We start from the raw sequence: 14,956 nt of genomic DNA, 5'->3' as shown, positions 1-14,956 counted from the left end.
CCGCGGCTTCGGCCGGGGGTCCGGGGGGTGGCCCCCGGGCAGGCACAGTATGCGCAGGCTGGCGGAGAAGCCGGCGAACCTGCGGTTCTTCCTGCGGAGCATGATCACTCATGACTGATGCGACCGACCTGTGCCGCGGCTTCGGCCGGGGGTCCGGGGGGTGGCCCCCGGGCAGGCACAGTATGCGCAGGCTGGCGGAGAAGCCGGCGAACCTGCGGTTCTTCCTGCGCTCGATGGTCAGCAAGGGCTGAGACCCACCCCCGCTCGACAAGCCTCAACACCCGCTCACGTACAAGGAGTTACGGAACCCATGGACGCTGTGACCCAGGTCCCCGCCCCCGTCAACGAGCCGGTGCACGGCTATGCCCCCGGCTCGGCCGAGCGCACCCGCCTGGAGGCGAAGCTCAAGGAGCTCGCCGAGAACCCGATCGAGCTGCCGATGACCATCGGCGGCGAGAAGCGGCTCGGCGGCGGCGAGCCCTTCCAGGTGGTGCAGCCGCACAACCACAAGTCCGTCATCGGCACCGGCCGTCACGCCACCCGGCAGGACGCCCAGGACGCCATCGACGCCGCCCTCGCCGCCGCGCCCGCCTGGCGCGCGATGTCCTTCGACGACCGTGCCGCGATCATCCTGCGCGCCGCCGAACTGCTCTCCGGCCCCTGGCGCGAGACCCTCGCCGCCTCCACCATGCTCGGCCAGTCCAAGACCGCCCAGCAGGCCGAGATCGACACGCCCTGCGAGCTGATCGACTTCTGGCGGTTCAACGTCCACTACGCCCGCCAGATCCTGGCCGAGCAGCCGCCGGCCAACTCCCCGGGCGTCTGGAACCGCATGGACCACCGCCCCCTGGAGGGCTTCGTCTACGCGATCACGCCGTTCAACTTCACCGCCATCGCGGGCAACCTGCCGACGGCCCCCGCCCTCATGGGCAACGTCGTCGTCTGGAAGCCGTCGCCTACCCAGACCCACGCGGCCGTCCTGCTGATGCAGCTGCTGGAGGAGGCCGGTCTGCCCAAGGGCGTCATCAACCTGGTCACCGGTGACGGCATCGAGGTCTCCGAGGTCGCCCTGAACCACCGGGACCTGGCCGGCATCCACTTCACCGGCTCCACCAAGACCTTCCAGTACCTGTGGAAGACGGTCGGCGCCAACATCGAGAAGTACCGCACCTACCCGCGCCTGGTGGGCGAGACCGGCGGCAAGGACTTCCTCGTCGCCCACCCGAGCGCCGACCGGGCCGTCCTCAAGACCGCCCTGACCCGCGGTGCCTTCGAGTACCAGGGCCAGAAGTGCTCCGCCACCTCCCGCGCCTACATTCCGGCCTCCATCTGGAACTCCGGATTCCGCGAGGAGTTCGCCGCCGAGGTCGACTACCTGACCATGGGTGACGTCACCGACCTGGCGAACTTCCTCGGCGCCGTGATCGACGAGCGCGCCTTCGCCAAGAACAAGGCCGCGATCGACCGGGCTAAGACCGACCCGTCCTGCGAGATCGTGGCGGGCGGCTCCTACGACGACTCGGTCGGCTGGTTCGTCCGCCCGACGGTCGTCGTCTGCGACGACCCGGAGAACGAGGTGTTCCGCACCGAGTACTTCGGCCCGTTCCTCGCCGTGCACGTCTACGAGGACGACAAGTACGACGAGATGCTGACCCAGATGGAGTCGGTGTCGGACTACGCGCTGACGGGTTCGGTCATCGCCAACGACCGCGCGGCCGCCGCGTACACGATGCAGAAGCTCCGCTACGCGGCCGGCAACTTCTACATCAACGACAAGTCGACCGGTGCCGTCGTCGGCCAGCAGCCCTTCGGCGGCGGCCGGGCCTCCGGCACCAACGACAAGGCCGGTGCCCCGCAGAACCTGCTGCGCTGGACCCTGACCCGGGCGATCAAGGAGACCCTGGTCCCGCCGACCGACTACACGTACCCGCACATGGGCTGACCCCCGCCGTCACTCCACCCGAGCACGGGGCGGGAAGCCTGACCCACGAGCAGGCTTCCCGCCCCGTTCCCACGGCCGGAACAGCGCCCACAGCCCGGCCTGGTCCGAGCTGCCCGGCGCCGCCGACAGGATCACGATCTTCAGTTCCGAGTCGCCGTCCGTGAGGACGTCGCAGTCCACCTCCACCGGCCCGACCTCCGGATGCTCGACCGTCTTGCGGTCCTCGCGGTGGGCGGCCACCGTGCCGTTCGCCCAGAGCCGGGCGAACCGCTCGTTGCCCCGGGCCAGTTCGCGGATCAGGTCGGCCAGCCGGGCGTCGTGCGGGAAGCGGCCGGTGGCCCGGCGCAGGTCCGACACGATCGCGAGGTCGGAGTCGTCGCCGTTCGCCACCCGTACCGGCCACGCCGAGAGCCGGGCCGCCTCGCCGCCCACCGGGAACCGCTCGCGGGCGAGGTTGCGCAGCTCGGGCGGGATGTCCGACGGGTCGCCGAGCAGCGCGGCCCAGGCGGGGTTCCAGCACAGCATCTGCCAGTGCGCGGTGAACACGGCGACCGCGACGTCCCCGAGCCGGTTCAGCACGCGGTGCACGCCCGGCGGGAGCCGGTCGGGGATCGGGCCGTCGTCCGGGGGCAGCAGCCCCGCCATGCGGTAGAGGTGCTCCCGCTCGGTGCGGGTCAGCCGCAGGGCACGGGCGAGTGCGGCGACCACCTGTCCGGAGGGTGCCGTGGCCCGGCCCTGCTCCAGGCGGACCACGTAGTCGACGGACACCCCCGCGCGTTCGGCGAGTTCCTCGCGGCGCAGTCCCGGCGCGCGCCGGGCGGGGCCGACCGGCAGTCCCAGGTCCGACGGGGACAGCCGCTCCCGCCAGGCTCGGATGGTGGTCCCCAGGTCGGTCGTCGTTTTCCCGGTCATGTCCGCCATCCTGCCTCCTCCGCGATCCTGGTACCGCCGTTCCTACGGTCCGGGCGTCCCTGGCAGCGCGTCCGGGCGGCGCGCAGGATCGAGCCATGACCATCACCTTCATCACCGGAGCCAACAAGGGGCTCGGCCGGGAGACCGCCCGCCGTCTCGTCGAGCTCGGCCACACCGTGCTCGTCGGCGCCCGCGACCCGGAGCAGGGCGCCGCCGCGGCCGACGCCCTCGGCGCGCGGTTCGTGCGGATCGACGTCACCGACGACGCCTCGGTCGCCGCCGCGGCCGCCGACGTCGCCGCCCACGAGGGCAGGATCGACGTCCTGGTCAACAACGCCGGTGTCGCCGAACCGGGCGCCGACCCGGCCGGGCTCACCGCCGCCGACGCCCTCGCCGTCTTCGACGTCAACCTCTTCGGCGTGATCCGCACGACCACCGCGTTCCTGCCGCTGCTGCGCGGGTCGGCGGACCCGGTCGTGGTCAACGTCAGCAGCGGACTGGGGTCGGTCGCCGTCACCCATGACCCGGACCGGGTCGAGTCCACCGTCGTGGCACCGCTCTACACCTCTTCCAAGGCGGCCCTGGTCATGCTCACCACCCAGTACGCCAAGGCCTTCAAGGACATCCGCGTCAACGCCGTCGACCCCGGCTACACGGCGACCGACCTCAACGCCCACAGCGGCCCGCAGACCGTCACCGAGGGCACCGACGCGATCGTCCGACTCGCCACCGAACCGGCCGGCGCCGGCACCGGCCGGTTCATCGACCGGCACGGTCCGGTCCCCTGGTAGTCGGCGCGCGGTTCGCCGAAAGGCCCGGTCAGGGCCGGACGGCCGACCTCGCCGTCTCAGATAGTAGGAAGTCCGAGTAATTGTGCAGACAGAGGCGGGCCGCTCCCTTACTTTTGTAGGAGCCGAACGTCTCGCTCGATCAAGCGAATGGCGGTCGTGAGCCGGGCCCCGTGCAGGCAACCCCTGCGGCCTTCGCTCCCCGCCCCTTCCGGCGTCTCGTAACCCCCCTGCCGTACTCCACGTATGCCGAAGGAGTCGATTCCCATGGCCGAGACGACCGTCCGCCGCCGAGTCCGCCACGTGTCCCGCACGAGCGACTCCGAGCGCAAGAACGCAGCCGCCGCCCTCCAGCGCGCCCTCGACCGCCGTGACAACGGCGGTGAGACGGGCCACTGACCGGCAGCGGTCCTCTGATCGGGAGCCGCACCCGCACGGGGTACGGCGCGGCCGGGACCGCCGCGCCGTACTCCGGGATCAGCCGCCGCGGCGTATCTCGAAGTGGTCGATCCGGGCCCCGTCCTGGGCCAGCGCCGACACCTTCAGCCGCGGGCCGGCACCCGCCTCCGCCTCGACCTTGAGGAAGGAGAAGCCGGTGTACCGCACCCGCGACCACTCCACCGTCTCGGCCGCGTTGTGCTGCCCCTCGGTCCAGTGGAAGCTGTCCACCGCGTCGTGCCGGGTGACGTGCCCCTCGTAGCTGTCCTGCACGCCGGAGGGGAACGCGTACAGGGCCCGCCCGCCGCCGCCCGCCGTGACGTGCACGATGCCGTCCCGGGTCGGGTCGGTCGAGCCGCCGACCGGGACCGCGCGGCCGACCCGGCCGTCCCGCACCGCGTCGGTGCGCTCGTAGACGTGGTTGTGTCCGTTGATCACCAGGTCCACCTGGTACCGGTCGAACAGCGGCAGCCAGGCCGCCCGCACGCCGCCGTCGGAGGCGTGCGAGGACGTCGAGTACGCGCAGTGGTGGAAGAAGACCACGACGAAGTCCACGTCCCCGGCCGTCCGCAGCTCCTTGAGCTTCCGCTCCAGCCACGCCGTCTGCCGGCCGCCGCTGTAACCGAGGTTGGCGGGTATCTCGTACGACACGTCGTTCGCGTCCAGCGCCACGAAGCCGACGTTGCCGTAGGTGAACGCGTACACGCCCGGTGCCCCGCGCGGGTCGAAGCCGTTGTCCGGGAGGGCGAAGCGGGCGTACTGGCCGCCGTAGCCGTCGGGGGAGTACCAGGCCTCCATGTCGTGGTTGCCGGTCGTCACCATCCACGGCACCGACCGCGCCACCGGGTCGTTCTGCTGCAGGAACCGGTCCCACTCGCGGGCGTCGTAGCCGTCCGAGGTCTTCCCGGCGCCGTTGCCGTCGGCGTAGCAGATGTCACCCGCGTGGAGGTGGAAGGCCGGGTTCTGCCGCAGCAGCGCGTGGTCGCTCGCCCGGCCCGCCTGACTGACGCCCTGGTCGCCGAAGGCCGTGAACACGAACCGCTCCGGACTCGCCGGCGCGGTGCGGAAGGGGGCGACGGCCGAGCGGTGGGCCGGGGCGGCCGGGTCCAGGCCCTCGTGGCCGACGCCGTAGTAGTAGGTGGTGCCGGGGGCGAGGCCGTCCACCGCCGCGTGCAGGTAGTACTGCTCGACCACCGGGCGCACGCCCCGCACGCCGGGCGTGCGCAGCTGCCGCACCTCCGCGTCGACGCGCCGGGAAAGGTCGTCGGGCCGGGTCCCGATCCGGACGAACGGCTTGCGGACGGGGGAGGGCACCTGCCAGGAGATCCGCATCTGCCGTCTCGGGTCGGCGCCGAAGGCGAGATGGCGGCCGAACGGCGGGACCGCCGCACCCCGGACCGCCGAGGTGGCCGGCGCCCGACTCGCCGACCTCGCCGCGCATCCGGCCAGCAGACCGCCGCCCGCCACCGCGCCCGCCGACACCAGGGTGCGGCGGCTCACCAGCCGGGTGCGCAGATACTCGTACTGCTCGGCCATGCTCATCCGGGCCGCGAGGCGCGGCGGAATGCCGAAGTCGGGGACGTCCATGCCGCAAAGATGCCCAGCACACGTCAACAACCGCCCTGCATGCGGGTGAACGCCGGGTGACGGGGTGAGTGGCGCCCCCCTCCGGGTGTCCGCATGACGGACGGTGCGTGTCATCCCATGGGACGAGGAGTACGGTGCTGTGCATGTCTCGCAGCATCGATCTCGCAGTGATCCCCGGTGACGGCATCGGGCAGGAAGTCGTGGCCGAAGGCCTCAAGGTCCTCTCCGCCGTCCTCCCGCAGGATGTGAAGCTGGAGACCAAGGAGTACGACTTCGGCGCCCGGCGCTACCACGCCACCGGTGAGACGCTCACCGACGCCGACCTCGACGCGCTGAAGCAGCACGACGCCATCCTGCTGGGCGCGATCGGCGACCCGAGCGTCCCGTCCGGCGTCCTGGAGCGCGGCTTCCTGCTGAAGCTCCGCTTCGCCTTCGACCACCACGTCAACCTGCGTCCGTCGAAACTGCTCCCCGGTGTCGCCACCCCGCTGGCCGGCGAGCCGGAGATCGACTTCGTCGTGGTCCGCGAGGGCACCGAGGGCCCCTACACCGGCAACGGCGGCACCATCCGCAAGGGTACCGAGCACGAGGTCGCCACCGAGGTGTCCGTCAACACCGCCTACGGTGTCGAGCGGGTCGTCCGGGACGCCTTCGCCCGCGCCCAGGCCCGCCCCCGCAAGAAGCTCACGCTGGTCCACAAGAACAACGTGCTCACCTTCGCGGGGCACCTGTGGACGAACATCTTCAACAAGGTGGCCGAGGAGTTCCCCGAGGTCACCACGGACTACATCCACGTCGACGCGGCCACCATCTACCTGGTCACCGACCCGGCCCGGTTCGACGTCATCGTCACCGACAACCTCTTCGGCGACATCATCACCGACCTCGCCGCGGCCGTCTCCGGCGGCATCGGCGTCGCGGCGAGCGGCAACATCAACCCCTCCCGCGAGTTCCCCTCGATGTTCGAGCCGGTCCACGGTTCCGCGCCCGACATCGCCGGCCAGGGCAAGGCGGACCCCACCGCCACGGTCCTGTCCGTCGCCCTGCTGCTGCGCCACCTCGGTTACGAGGCCGAGGCCGCCCGTGTCGAGGAGGCGGTCACCGCCGACCTCACCGAACGCCAGGGCAAGCCCGCCCGCTCCACCTCGGAGATCGGCGACGCGCTGGCCGTACGAGTAGCCGGCTGACCCGCCGGGCTTCTCCCTCCGTCAAGAAGCCGCCGGGTCGCACACGCACCCGGCGGCTTCCCCGTGCCTGCCACCGGGTGCCACCATCAACCCCGGGTCCGCTTTCACCCCGATTCCTTCCGCCCAGGCCCCCGCGCGATAATCGAACGCGAAGCCGCGGTATGAGGGAATGCTCGGACGTCCTACGACAAGGGTGTGAGCGCGGCCACCACTACAACCGGTGAAGGACTACCACTCATGACGACGCCCACGATCGAGCTCAAGCCGTCCGCGCACCCGACCGCCGCCGCCGAGCGCGAGGCGATCCTCGCCCACCCCGGATTCGGCCGCCACTTCACCGACCACATGGTGACGATCAAGTGGACCGAGGGCCGCGGTTGGCACGACGGCCAGCTCGTCCCGTACGCGCCGATCCCGCTCGACCCGGCCACCAACGTCCTGCACTACGCCCAGGAGATCTTCGAGGGGCTGAAGGCCTACCGCCGCCCCGACGGCTCGGTGGCCACCTTCCGGCCCGACCAGAACGCCAAGCGCTTCCAGCGCTCCGCCCGCCGCCTCGCCATGCCCGAGCTGCCGGTGGAGACCTTCATCGAGGCCTGTGACGTCCTGGTCCAGCAGGACAAGGACTGGGTCCCGGCGCACGGCGGCGAGGAGTCCCTCTACCTGCGTCCCTTCATGATCGCCACCGAGGTCGGCCTGGGCGTCAAGCCGGCCAACGAGTACCTGTTCCTGGTCATCGCCTCCCCGGCCGGCGCCTACTTCCCCGGTGGCGTCAAGCCGGTCTCCATCTGGGCCTCCGAGGACCGGGTCCGCGCCGTCCCCGGCGGCATGGGCGACGCCAAGACCGGCGGCAACTACGCGGCCAGCCTGCTCGCCCAGGCCGAGGCCGCCGCCCAGGGCTGCGACCAGGTCTGCTACCTCGACGCGGTCGAGCACAAGTGGGTCGAGGAACTCGGCGGCATGAACCTGTACTTCGTGTACGGCAACAAGATCGTCACCCCCACCCTGTCCGGGTCCATCCTGGAGGGCGTCACCCGCGACAGCCTGCTGACCGTCGCCCGCGACCTCGGCTACGAGTCCGAGGAGGCCCGGGTCTCCATCGACCAGTGGCAGCGCGACTCCGAGAACGGCACCCTCACCGAGGTCTTCGCCTGCGGCACGGCCGCCGTGATCACCCCGGTCGGCACGGTCAAGCGGACCGGCGCCGAGTGGCAGCAGTCGGGCGGCGAGCCCGGCGAGGTCACCCTCAGGCTCCGCGAGGCGCTCCTCGACATCCAGCGCGGCACGGCGGAGGACAAGCACGGCTGGATGCACCAGCTCGGCTGATCGACCTCCGGTCGACCGTCCGACGCGTACCACCTCCCCCGTACGGGGGAGGTGCCTCCTACGACGTGGTGGACCGGCCTGAAGCCGGCGTTCGGTGCCACGAAGCCGCCCAGCAGGTAGCCGCCCGCCTCCGGCAGCGCGGCGGTGGTGAAGTGCGGGGCGTAGGCGAGGACCCCGAGAAGCAGCAGGGCCGTCATGCCGACGGCGAGGACCTTGGACATGGCGAGCAGCACCCGGTAGCCGTAGACCGCGCCCGCCACCGTCGCCGCCGATCCACACGGTCAGCGCGGTGTAGCCGAGGGCCAGCAGCAGGCCCACCACCGAGCCGACCAGCCGCCCGCGCACCCCGAACTGGGCGCCGGAGGAGGTGGAGAGGTTGGTGGCGGTGCGCAGGGAGACCAGGGCCAGCGGGGCCGTGAACACCGTGCCGATCAGCGTGCCCGCCACGATCGCGCTCACCGACGCCCACCAGCCGAGCCCGAAGGACGGCGGCAGTCAGCCGAAGACGATCACGCCGAGGCAGAGGTTGGAGCCGAGCAGGATCGAGACCAGATCCTTCGGACCGCTGGTGCTCCCCCACGCTCCGCGCTGTTCTATCGGCATGGCTGGTCTCCTTCGACGGCCGCCCAAATGTTAGAGCGACGTTCAATGTGGGTGACCCGGCGGACGATGTCAATGGTTTCCTTCTCGTGATCCGGTGTTTAGAGTGTTGCTCTAAGTTGAGCGAGGTAAGAGGAAGCGAAGGAGGTGCCGGACGTGCGACTGACGCCCACGGAACGTGACCGGCTGCTGCTCTTCGGAGCCGCCGAGCTGGCCCGTGCCCGCCGCGCGCGGGGCCTCAGGCTCAACGTGCCCGAGGCCACCGCGCTGATCGCGGACACCGTCTGCGAGGCCGCCCGGGACGGAAAGCGGCTCGCCGAGGCGATCGAGGCGGCCCGCGCCGTCCTCGGCCCGGCCGACGTGCTGCCCGGCGTCGCCGACGTCGTCACCGAGGTGCACGTCGAGGCCGTCTTCGACGACGGGTCCAGGCTCGCCGTGGTCACCGACCCGATCGGGGGCGGGGGACTGGGTGAGGAGGCGCCCGGCGCGCTGCTGCCGGGGCCCGAGCACGCCGACCCCGAGGCGGTCGTCCGGCTGACCGTCACCAACACCGCGGCCGTCCCCGTCTCCGTCACCTCGCACTTCCACTTCTTCGAGGCCAACCCGCGCCTCGACTTCGACCGCGCCGCCGCCTACGGCCTGCGGCTCGCCGTGCCGGCCGGGTCGTCCGTGCGGTTCGGGCCGGGGGACTCGCTGGAGGTCGGCCTCGTGCCGATCGGCGGCGAGCGGGTCGCCATCGGCTTCGCCGGGCTCGTCGACGGGCCGCTGGACGCGCCCGGCGCCCGCGAGGAGGCGCTGCGCCGCGCCGCCGCCTGCGGGTACCTGGGCATTCGAGAGCAGGAGACCGGGCGATGAGCCGCCCCGGAGGCCACCCCGCCGAGGCGCGCCGCCTCACCCCGCACGAGTACGCGGCCACCCACGGCCCCCGCGCCGGCGACCGCGTCCGCCTCGGGGACTCGGGGCTCGTGATCCGCGTCGAGGACGACTCCCAGCGCTACGGGGACGAGTTCCTGGCCGGCTTCGGCAAGACCGCCCGGGACGGGCTGCACCTCAAGGCCGCCGCCGTGCGCGAGACCTGCGACGTCGTGATCAGCAACGTCGTCGTCATCGACGCCGTGCTGGGCATCCGGAAGGTCTCCATCGGCATCCGCGAGGGGCGGATCTGCTCGATCGGGCGGGCCGGGAACCCCGACACCCTCGACGGAGTCGACGTCGTGGTCGGCACCGGTACGTCCATCGTGTCCGGCGAGGGGCTCATCGCCACCGCCGGGGCCGTGGACACGCACGTCCACCTGCTGTCGCCGCGCATCATGGAGGCCTCGCTGGCCTCCGGTGTCACGACGATCATCGGGCAGGAGTTCGGGCCGGTGTGGGGCGTCGGCGTCAACTCGCCCTGGGCGCTGAAGCACGCGTTCGGCGCCTTCGACGCCTGGCCGGTCAACATCGGCTTCCTGGGCCGGGGTTCGTCCTCGCACCCGGCGCCGCTGGTGGAGGCGCTGGCGGAGGGCGGCGCGTGCGGCTTCAAGGTGCACGAGGACATGGGCGCCCACACCCGGGCCCTGGACACCGCGCTGCGGGTCGCCGAGGACCACGACGTCCAGGTCGCCCTGCACAGCGACGGGCTGAACGAGTGCCTGTCGGTCGAGGACACCCTCCGGGTGCTGGAGGGCCGCACCATCCACGCCTTCCACATCGAGGGCTGCGGCGGCGGCCACGTCCCCAATGTGCTGAAGATGGCCGGCGTCCCCCACGTCATCGGCTCCTCCACCAACCCGACGCTGCCCTTCGGCCGGGACGCGGTCGCCGAGCACTACGGGATGATCGTCTCCGTCCACGACCTGAAGACCGACCTGCCCGGCGACGCCGCCATGGCCCGCGACCGCATCCGCGCCGGCACCATGGGCGCCGAGGACGTGCTGCACGACCTGGGCGCGATCGGCATCACCTCCTCCGACGCGCAGGGCATGGGCCGGGCCGGGGAGACCGTCCGCCGCACCTTCGCGATGGCCGGCAAGATGAAGGCCGAGCTCGGTGCCCCGGACGACGGCCACGACAACGAGCGCGTGCTGCGGTACATGGCCAAGCTGACCATCAACCCGGCCATCGCCCACGGCCTCTCGCACGAGGTCGGCTCGATCGAGGTCGGCAAGCTCGCCGACATCGTGCTGTGGAGCCCGGAGTACTTCGGGGCCAAGCCGCAGCTGGTGCTGAAGGCCGGCTTCCCGGCCTTCGGCGTCACCGGCGACCCGAACGCGGCCACCGACACCTGCCAGCCCCTCGTGCTGGGACCCCAGTTCGGGGCGCACGGCGCCACCCCCGCCGACATCTCCGTCGCGTTCGTGGCGCAGGCCGCCCTCGACCAGGGCCACGACACCCTGCCCACCCGGCGCCGCCGGGTCGCCGTCCGCGGCACCCGCGGCATCGGCCCGGCCGACCTGCGGCGCAACTCCCGTACCGGAGCGGTCGACGTCGACCAGCGCACCGGCCTGGTCACCCTCGACGGCGAACCGCTGCGCTCCGAGCCCGCCGAATCCGTCTCCCTCAACCGCCTGTACTTCCTCTGAGGATCACCGATGACTGCTGCCTCCGACGGCTTCCGGATGCCCGCCGAGTGGACCCCCCACGAGCGCACCTGGATGGCGTGGCCGGGCCCCAACCCCACCTTCGACGACCCCGACGACCTGCGCCTGTCGCGGATCGCCTGGGCCTCGGTGGCCCGCGCGGTGCTCCGCTTCGAGCCGGTGACGGTCGTGTGCGGCCCCGGTCAGTCGGCGCAGGCGCGGACGCTGCTCGGCCCCGGCGTCGACACCGTCGAGCGAGACCTCGACGACGCCTGGATGCGGGACATCGGCCCCACGTTCCTCACCGACGGGCGGGAACTCGCCGCCGTGGACTGGACGTTCAACGGCTGGGGCGCCCAGCACTGGGCCCGCTGGGAGCACGACGCGAAGATCGCCGCCCAGGTCGCGGACCTCGCGGGCGCCCGGACGTACGCCTCGAAGCTGGTCAACGAGGGCGGCGCGATCCACGTCGACGGCGAGGGGACGGTCCTGCTGACGGAGACCGTGCAGCTCGGCCCCGAGCGCAACCCCGGCTGGACCCGCGAGGAGGTCGAGGCCGAGATCCACGGGATGCTCGGCACCCGCAAGGCGATCTGGCTGCCGCGCGGACTCACCGGTGACTACCCCCCGCACGGCTTCGGCACCCTCGGCCACGTCGACATCGTCGCCGCCTTCGCCCGCCCCGGCGTCGTGGTCGCCCACCACCAGCCGGACCCGGCCCACCCCGACCACGAGGTCACCCAGGAGGTCATCGGGCTGCTGCGGTCCGCGAGCGACGCCCGCGGCCGCGCCCTGGAGGTCGTCGAGGTCCCCGCGCCGACCGTCCTGGAGGCCGACGGACACTGGGCCGACTACTCCTACATCAACCACTACCTCTGCAACGGCGGGGTCGTGCTGTGCGGCTTCGACGACCCGCGCGACGAGACCGCGGCCGGGATCTTCCGCCGTCTCTTCCCCGAGCGGACCGTGACCCTGGTGGACGCCCGTACGATCTTCGCGGGCGGTGGCGGTATCCACTGCATCACCCAGCAGCAGCCGAAGATCTAGGGAACCAGGAGCGGAACATGGCCGGTGCGCGCAGGAACGCCCCGCCCCGCGAGGACGTGCTCGCCGCCGCCATGACCATGATCGCCGACCGGGGTCTGGAGAAGCTCACCATGGCCGCCCTCGGCCGCGAGGTCGGGATGAGCAGCGGCCACCTCCTCTACTACTTCCACTCCAAGGACGAACTCCTGCTCCAGACCCTGGAGTGGAGCGAGGGCCGGCTGGGCGCCGAGCGCGGCCGGCTGCTCACCCGGCCCGGCACCGCCCGCGGGCGCCTCGACGCCTACGTCGACCTGTACGTGCCCGACGGGCACCGCGACCCGCACTGGACGCTCTGGCTGGAGGTCTGGAACCGCTCGCAGAACGCCGAGGAGGCCGCCCGCGACCGGCAGGCCGCCATCGAGGGCGCCTGGCACCGCGACCTGGTGGCGCTGCTCGCGGAGGGCGTGTCCACGGGCGAGTTCCGCCCGGTCGACCCGGACCGCTTCGCCACCCGGCTGCGCGCCCTGCTCGACGGCTTCTCCATCCACGTGGCGATCGGCCTGCGCGGCACGGACCGGGCCCGGGCCCTCGGTCACGTACGGGAGTTCCTGGAAGCGGATCTCGTGCGACACCCGGCATGACGACCGCATCCTGAGACGGTGAGTGAGCCGGGGACACGGTTGTGCCAGACTGCCCCCGTGCTCTCGTTCGCCATGATTATGGGCAGCAGGCGCGCCGGTCCGCAGTGACCACCACGTACGACCAGGTACGGGTGGCCATCGTCGTCCTCGACCCGCGCGCAGACCTCTCGCACCCGCGAGGGGTTTTTTCGTTTTCCGGCCCACCTTCAGCCGGGAGGCAGGCGCGAGGGACCATGGAGGCACGGTGGAGCCGGTCATTCCGGTACGACCGAGATTCGACATCAGGAGCCTTGAGACCATGACCGAGACGGAAACCAGCGAGCTCGACGACTCGTTCCACGTCTTCGACACCACGCTGCGCGACGGCGCGCAGCGCGAGGGCATCAACCTCACCGTCGCGGACAAGCTCGCCATCGCCCGGCACCTGGACGACTTCGGCGTGGGCTTCATCGAGGGCGGCTGGCCGGGCGCCAACCCCAGGGACACCGAGTTCTTCGCCCGTGCCCAGCAGGAGATCGACTTCAGGAACGCCCAGCTCGTCGCCTTCGGGGCGACCCGCAGGGCGGGCGCCAAGGCGGCGGAGGACCCCCAGGTCAAGGCGCTGCTGGAATCCGGCGCCCCGGTGATCACGCTGGTCGCCAAGTCCCACGACCGGCACGTCGAGCTGGCCCTGCGCACCACCCTCGAGGAGAACCTGGAGATGGTCCGCGACACCGTCTCCTTCCTCCGGGACCAGGGCCGCCGGGTCTTCGTCGACTGCGAGCACTTCTTCGACGGCTACCGCGCCAACCCCGAGTACGCGAAGGCCGTCGTCCGCGCCGCCTCGGACGCCGGCGCCGACGTCGTCATCCTCTGCGACACCAACGGCGGCATGCTCCCCGCCCAGGTCAACGCCGTGGTCTCCACCGTCCTCGCCGACACCGGCGCCCGGCTCGGCATCCACGCCCAGGACGACACGGGCTGCGCGGTCGCCAACACCCTCGCCGCCGTCGACGCGGGCGCCACCCACGTGCAGTGCACGGCGAACGGCTACGGCGAGCGCGTCGGCAACGCCAACCTGTTCCCGGTGGTCGCGGCCCTGGAGCTGAAGTACGGCAAGAAGGTGCTGCCCGACGGCCGGCTGCGCGAGATGACCCGCATCTCCCACGCCATCGCCGAGGTCGTCAACCTCACCCCCTCCACCCACCAGCCGTACGTGGGCGTCTCGGCCTTCGCCCACAAGGCCGGCCTGCACGCCTCCGCCATCAAGGTGGATCCCGACCTCTACCAGCACACCGACCCCTCCCTCGTCGGCAACACCATGCGCATGCTGGTCTCCGACATGGCGGGCCGTGCCTCCATCGAGCTCAAGGGCAAGGAACTGGGCATCGACCTCGGCGGCGACCGGGAACTGGTCGGCCGGGTGGTGGAACGCGTCAAGGAACGCGAGCTCAAGGGCTACACCTACGAGGCGGCCGACGCCTCCTTCGAACTCCTCCTGCGCGCCGAGGTCGAGGGCAGGCCGCGGTCCTACTTCCGCGTCGAGTCCTGGCGGGCCATCGTCGAGGACCGCCCCGACGGCACCCACGCCAACGAGGCCACGGTCAAGCTCTGGGCCAAGAGCGAGCGCATCGTCGCCACGGCGGAGGGCAACGGCCCGGTCAACGCCCTCGACCGGGCGCTGCGGGTGGCCCTGGAGAAGATCTACCCCCAGCTGGCCAAGCTCGACCTGGTGGACTACAAGGTCCGCATCCTGGAGGGCAAGCACGGCACCGAGTCCACGACCCGGGTGCTGATCTCCACCTCCGACGGCAGCGGCGAATGGTCCACGGTCGGCGTCGCGGAGAACGTGATCGCCGCGTCCTGGCAGGCCCTGGAGGACGCGTACACCTACGGCCTGCTGCGCGCGGGCGTCGAGCCGGCCGAGTAGCCGGAACCCGAAAACCTGTCACCGCCCCCGCCCCTCACC

The 14,956-nt window shown here is 71.8% G+C and carries 13 protein-coding genes and 1 pseudogene; 11 read left to right on the top strand and 3 right to left on the bottom strand.

What is annotated here, in order from left to right; genetic code table 11:
- Positions 1-110 precede the first annotated feature (110 nt).
- Positions 111-251, top strand: a complete 141-nt coding sequence (locus AB0G52_RS15130) for a hypothetical protein (RefSeq protein ID WP_361336729.1) — start codon at positions 111-113, stop codon at positions 249-251.
- Between the two features lie 59 nt (positions 252-310).
- Positions 311-1,942, top strand: coding sequence for an L-glutamate gamma-semialdehyde dehydrogenase (gene pruA / locus AB0G52_RS15125; protein ID WP_361336727.1), 1,632 nt, complete (start codon positions 311-313; stop codon positions 1,940-1,942).
- Between the two features lie 9 nt (positions 1,943-1,951).
- Here the strand turns inward: pruA and AB0G52_RS15120 are convergent, their stop codons facing one another.
- Positions 1,952-2,854, bottom strand: coding sequence for a helix-turn-helix transcriptional regulator (locus tag AB0G52_RS15120; RefSeq protein ID WP_207921766.1), 903 nt, complete (start codon positions 2,852-2,854; stop codon positions 1,952-1,954).
- A 95-nt stretch (positions 2,855-2,949) separates the two neighbouring features.
- Here AB0G52_RS15120 and AB0G52_RS15115 point away from each other — a divergent pair, with 95 nt between their 5' ends.
- Both AB0G52_RS15115 and AB0G52_RS15110 read left to right on the top strand, forming a co-directional pair.
- Positions 2,950-3,645, top strand: a complete 696-nt coding sequence (locus AB0G52_RS15115; RefSeq protein WP_132889750.1) for an SDR family NAD(P)-dependent oxidoreductase — start codon at positions 2,950-2,952, stop codon at positions 3,643-3,645.
- Between the two features lie 264 nt (positions 3,646-3,909).
- A complete protein-coding gene (locus tag AB0G52_RS15110; RefSeq protein ID WP_132889751.1) occupies positions 3,910-4,041 on the top strand; it encodes a hypothetical protein in 132 nt (43 codons plus the stop codon).
- Positions 4,042-4,119: 78 nt separating this feature from the next.
- Here AB0G52_RS15110 and AB0G52_RS15105 read toward each other — a convergent pair whose 3' ends face one another.
- Entirely contained in the window at positions 4,120-5,667 is a 1,548-nt protein-coding gene (locus AB0G52_RS15105) for a metallophosphoesterase family protein (protein WP_361336724.1), read from the bottom strand.
- Positions 5,668-5,810: 143 nt separating this feature from the next.
- On the opposite strand from AB0G52_RS15105, the gene AB0G52_RS15100 reads away from it, so the two are divergent.
- Together AB0G52_RS15100 and AB0G52_RS15095 are read left to right on the top strand one after the other, a co-directional pair.
- Positions 5,811-6,854 (top strand): 3-isopropylmalate dehydrogenase, encoded by a 1,044-nt coding sequence (locus AB0G52_RS15100; protein ID WP_132889753.1) that lies wholly within the window; start codon positions 5,811-5,813, stop codon positions 6,852-6,854.
- A 237-nt stretch (positions 6,855-7,091) separates the two neighbouring features.
- Complete coding sequence (locus AB0G52_RS15095; RefSeq protein WP_132889754.1) at positions 7,092-8,180, top strand: branched-chain amino acid aminotransferase; 1,089 nt, start codon at positions 7,092-7,094, stop codon at positions 8,178-8,180.
- A 101-nt stretch (positions 8,181-8,281) separates the two neighbouring features.
- Here AB0G52_RS15095 and AB0G52_RS15090 read toward each other — a convergent pair.
- Positions 8,282-8,783, bottom strand: a pseudogene (locus AB0G52_RS15090) (cytosine permease); the annotation flags it as partial.
- Between the two features lie 153 nt (positions 8,784-8,936).
- Here AB0G52_RS15090 and ureA point away from each other — a divergent pair.
- The 5 genes from ureA to cimA all read left to right on the top strand — a co-directional run bounded on the left by ureA (position 8,937) and on the right by cimA (position 14,917).
- Positions 8,937-9,635 carry an urease subunit gamma gene (ureA, locus tag AB0G52_RS15085; protein ID WP_361336721.1) on the top strand — a complete coding sequence of 233 codons (699 nt, stop codon included), beginning with the start codon at positions 8,937-8,939 and terminating at the stop codon, positions 9,633-9,635.
- Entirely contained in the window at positions 9,632-11,344 is a 1,713-nt protein-coding gene (locus AB0G52_RS15080) for an urease subunit alpha (RefSeq protein ID WP_361336719.1), read from the top strand. The genes ureA and AB0G52_RS15080 overlap by 4 nt, the downstream gene beginning before the upstream one ends.
- A gap of 9 nt (positions 11,345-11,353) precedes the next feature.
- Complete coding sequence (locus AB0G52_RS15075) at positions 11,354-12,388, top strand: agmatine deiminase family protein (protein WP_361336717.1); 1,035 nt, start codon at positions 11,354-11,356, stop codon at positions 12,386-12,388.
- A 17-nt stretch (positions 12,389-12,405) separates the two neighbouring features.
- The gene (locus tag AB0G52_RS15070; protein WP_132889758.1) at positions 12,406-13,008 is read left to right on the top strand and encodes a TetR/AcrR family transcriptional regulator; all 603 of its coding nucleotides are present in this window, start codon (positions 12,406-12,408) and stop codon (positions 13,006-13,008) included.
- A gap of 298 nt (positions 13,009-13,306) precedes the next feature.
- Positions 13,307-14,917: a citramalate synthase gene (gene cimA / locus AB0G52_RS15065; protein WP_361336715.1), complete on the top strand. Its 1,611-nt coding sequence runs from the start codon at positions 13,307-13,309 to the stop codon at positions 14,915-14,917.
- Positions 14,918-14,956 lie beyond the last annotated feature (39 nt).

The sequence above is a fragment of the Streptomyces sp. NPDC021562 genome, from assembly GCF_040640875.1.
GTDB lineage: Bacteria > Actinomycetota > Actinomycetes > Streptomycetales > Streptomycetaceae > Streptomyces.
The sequence above is the reverse complement of the archived record's forward strand: the minus strand, read 5'-3'. Positions and strand labels throughout refer to the sequence as shown.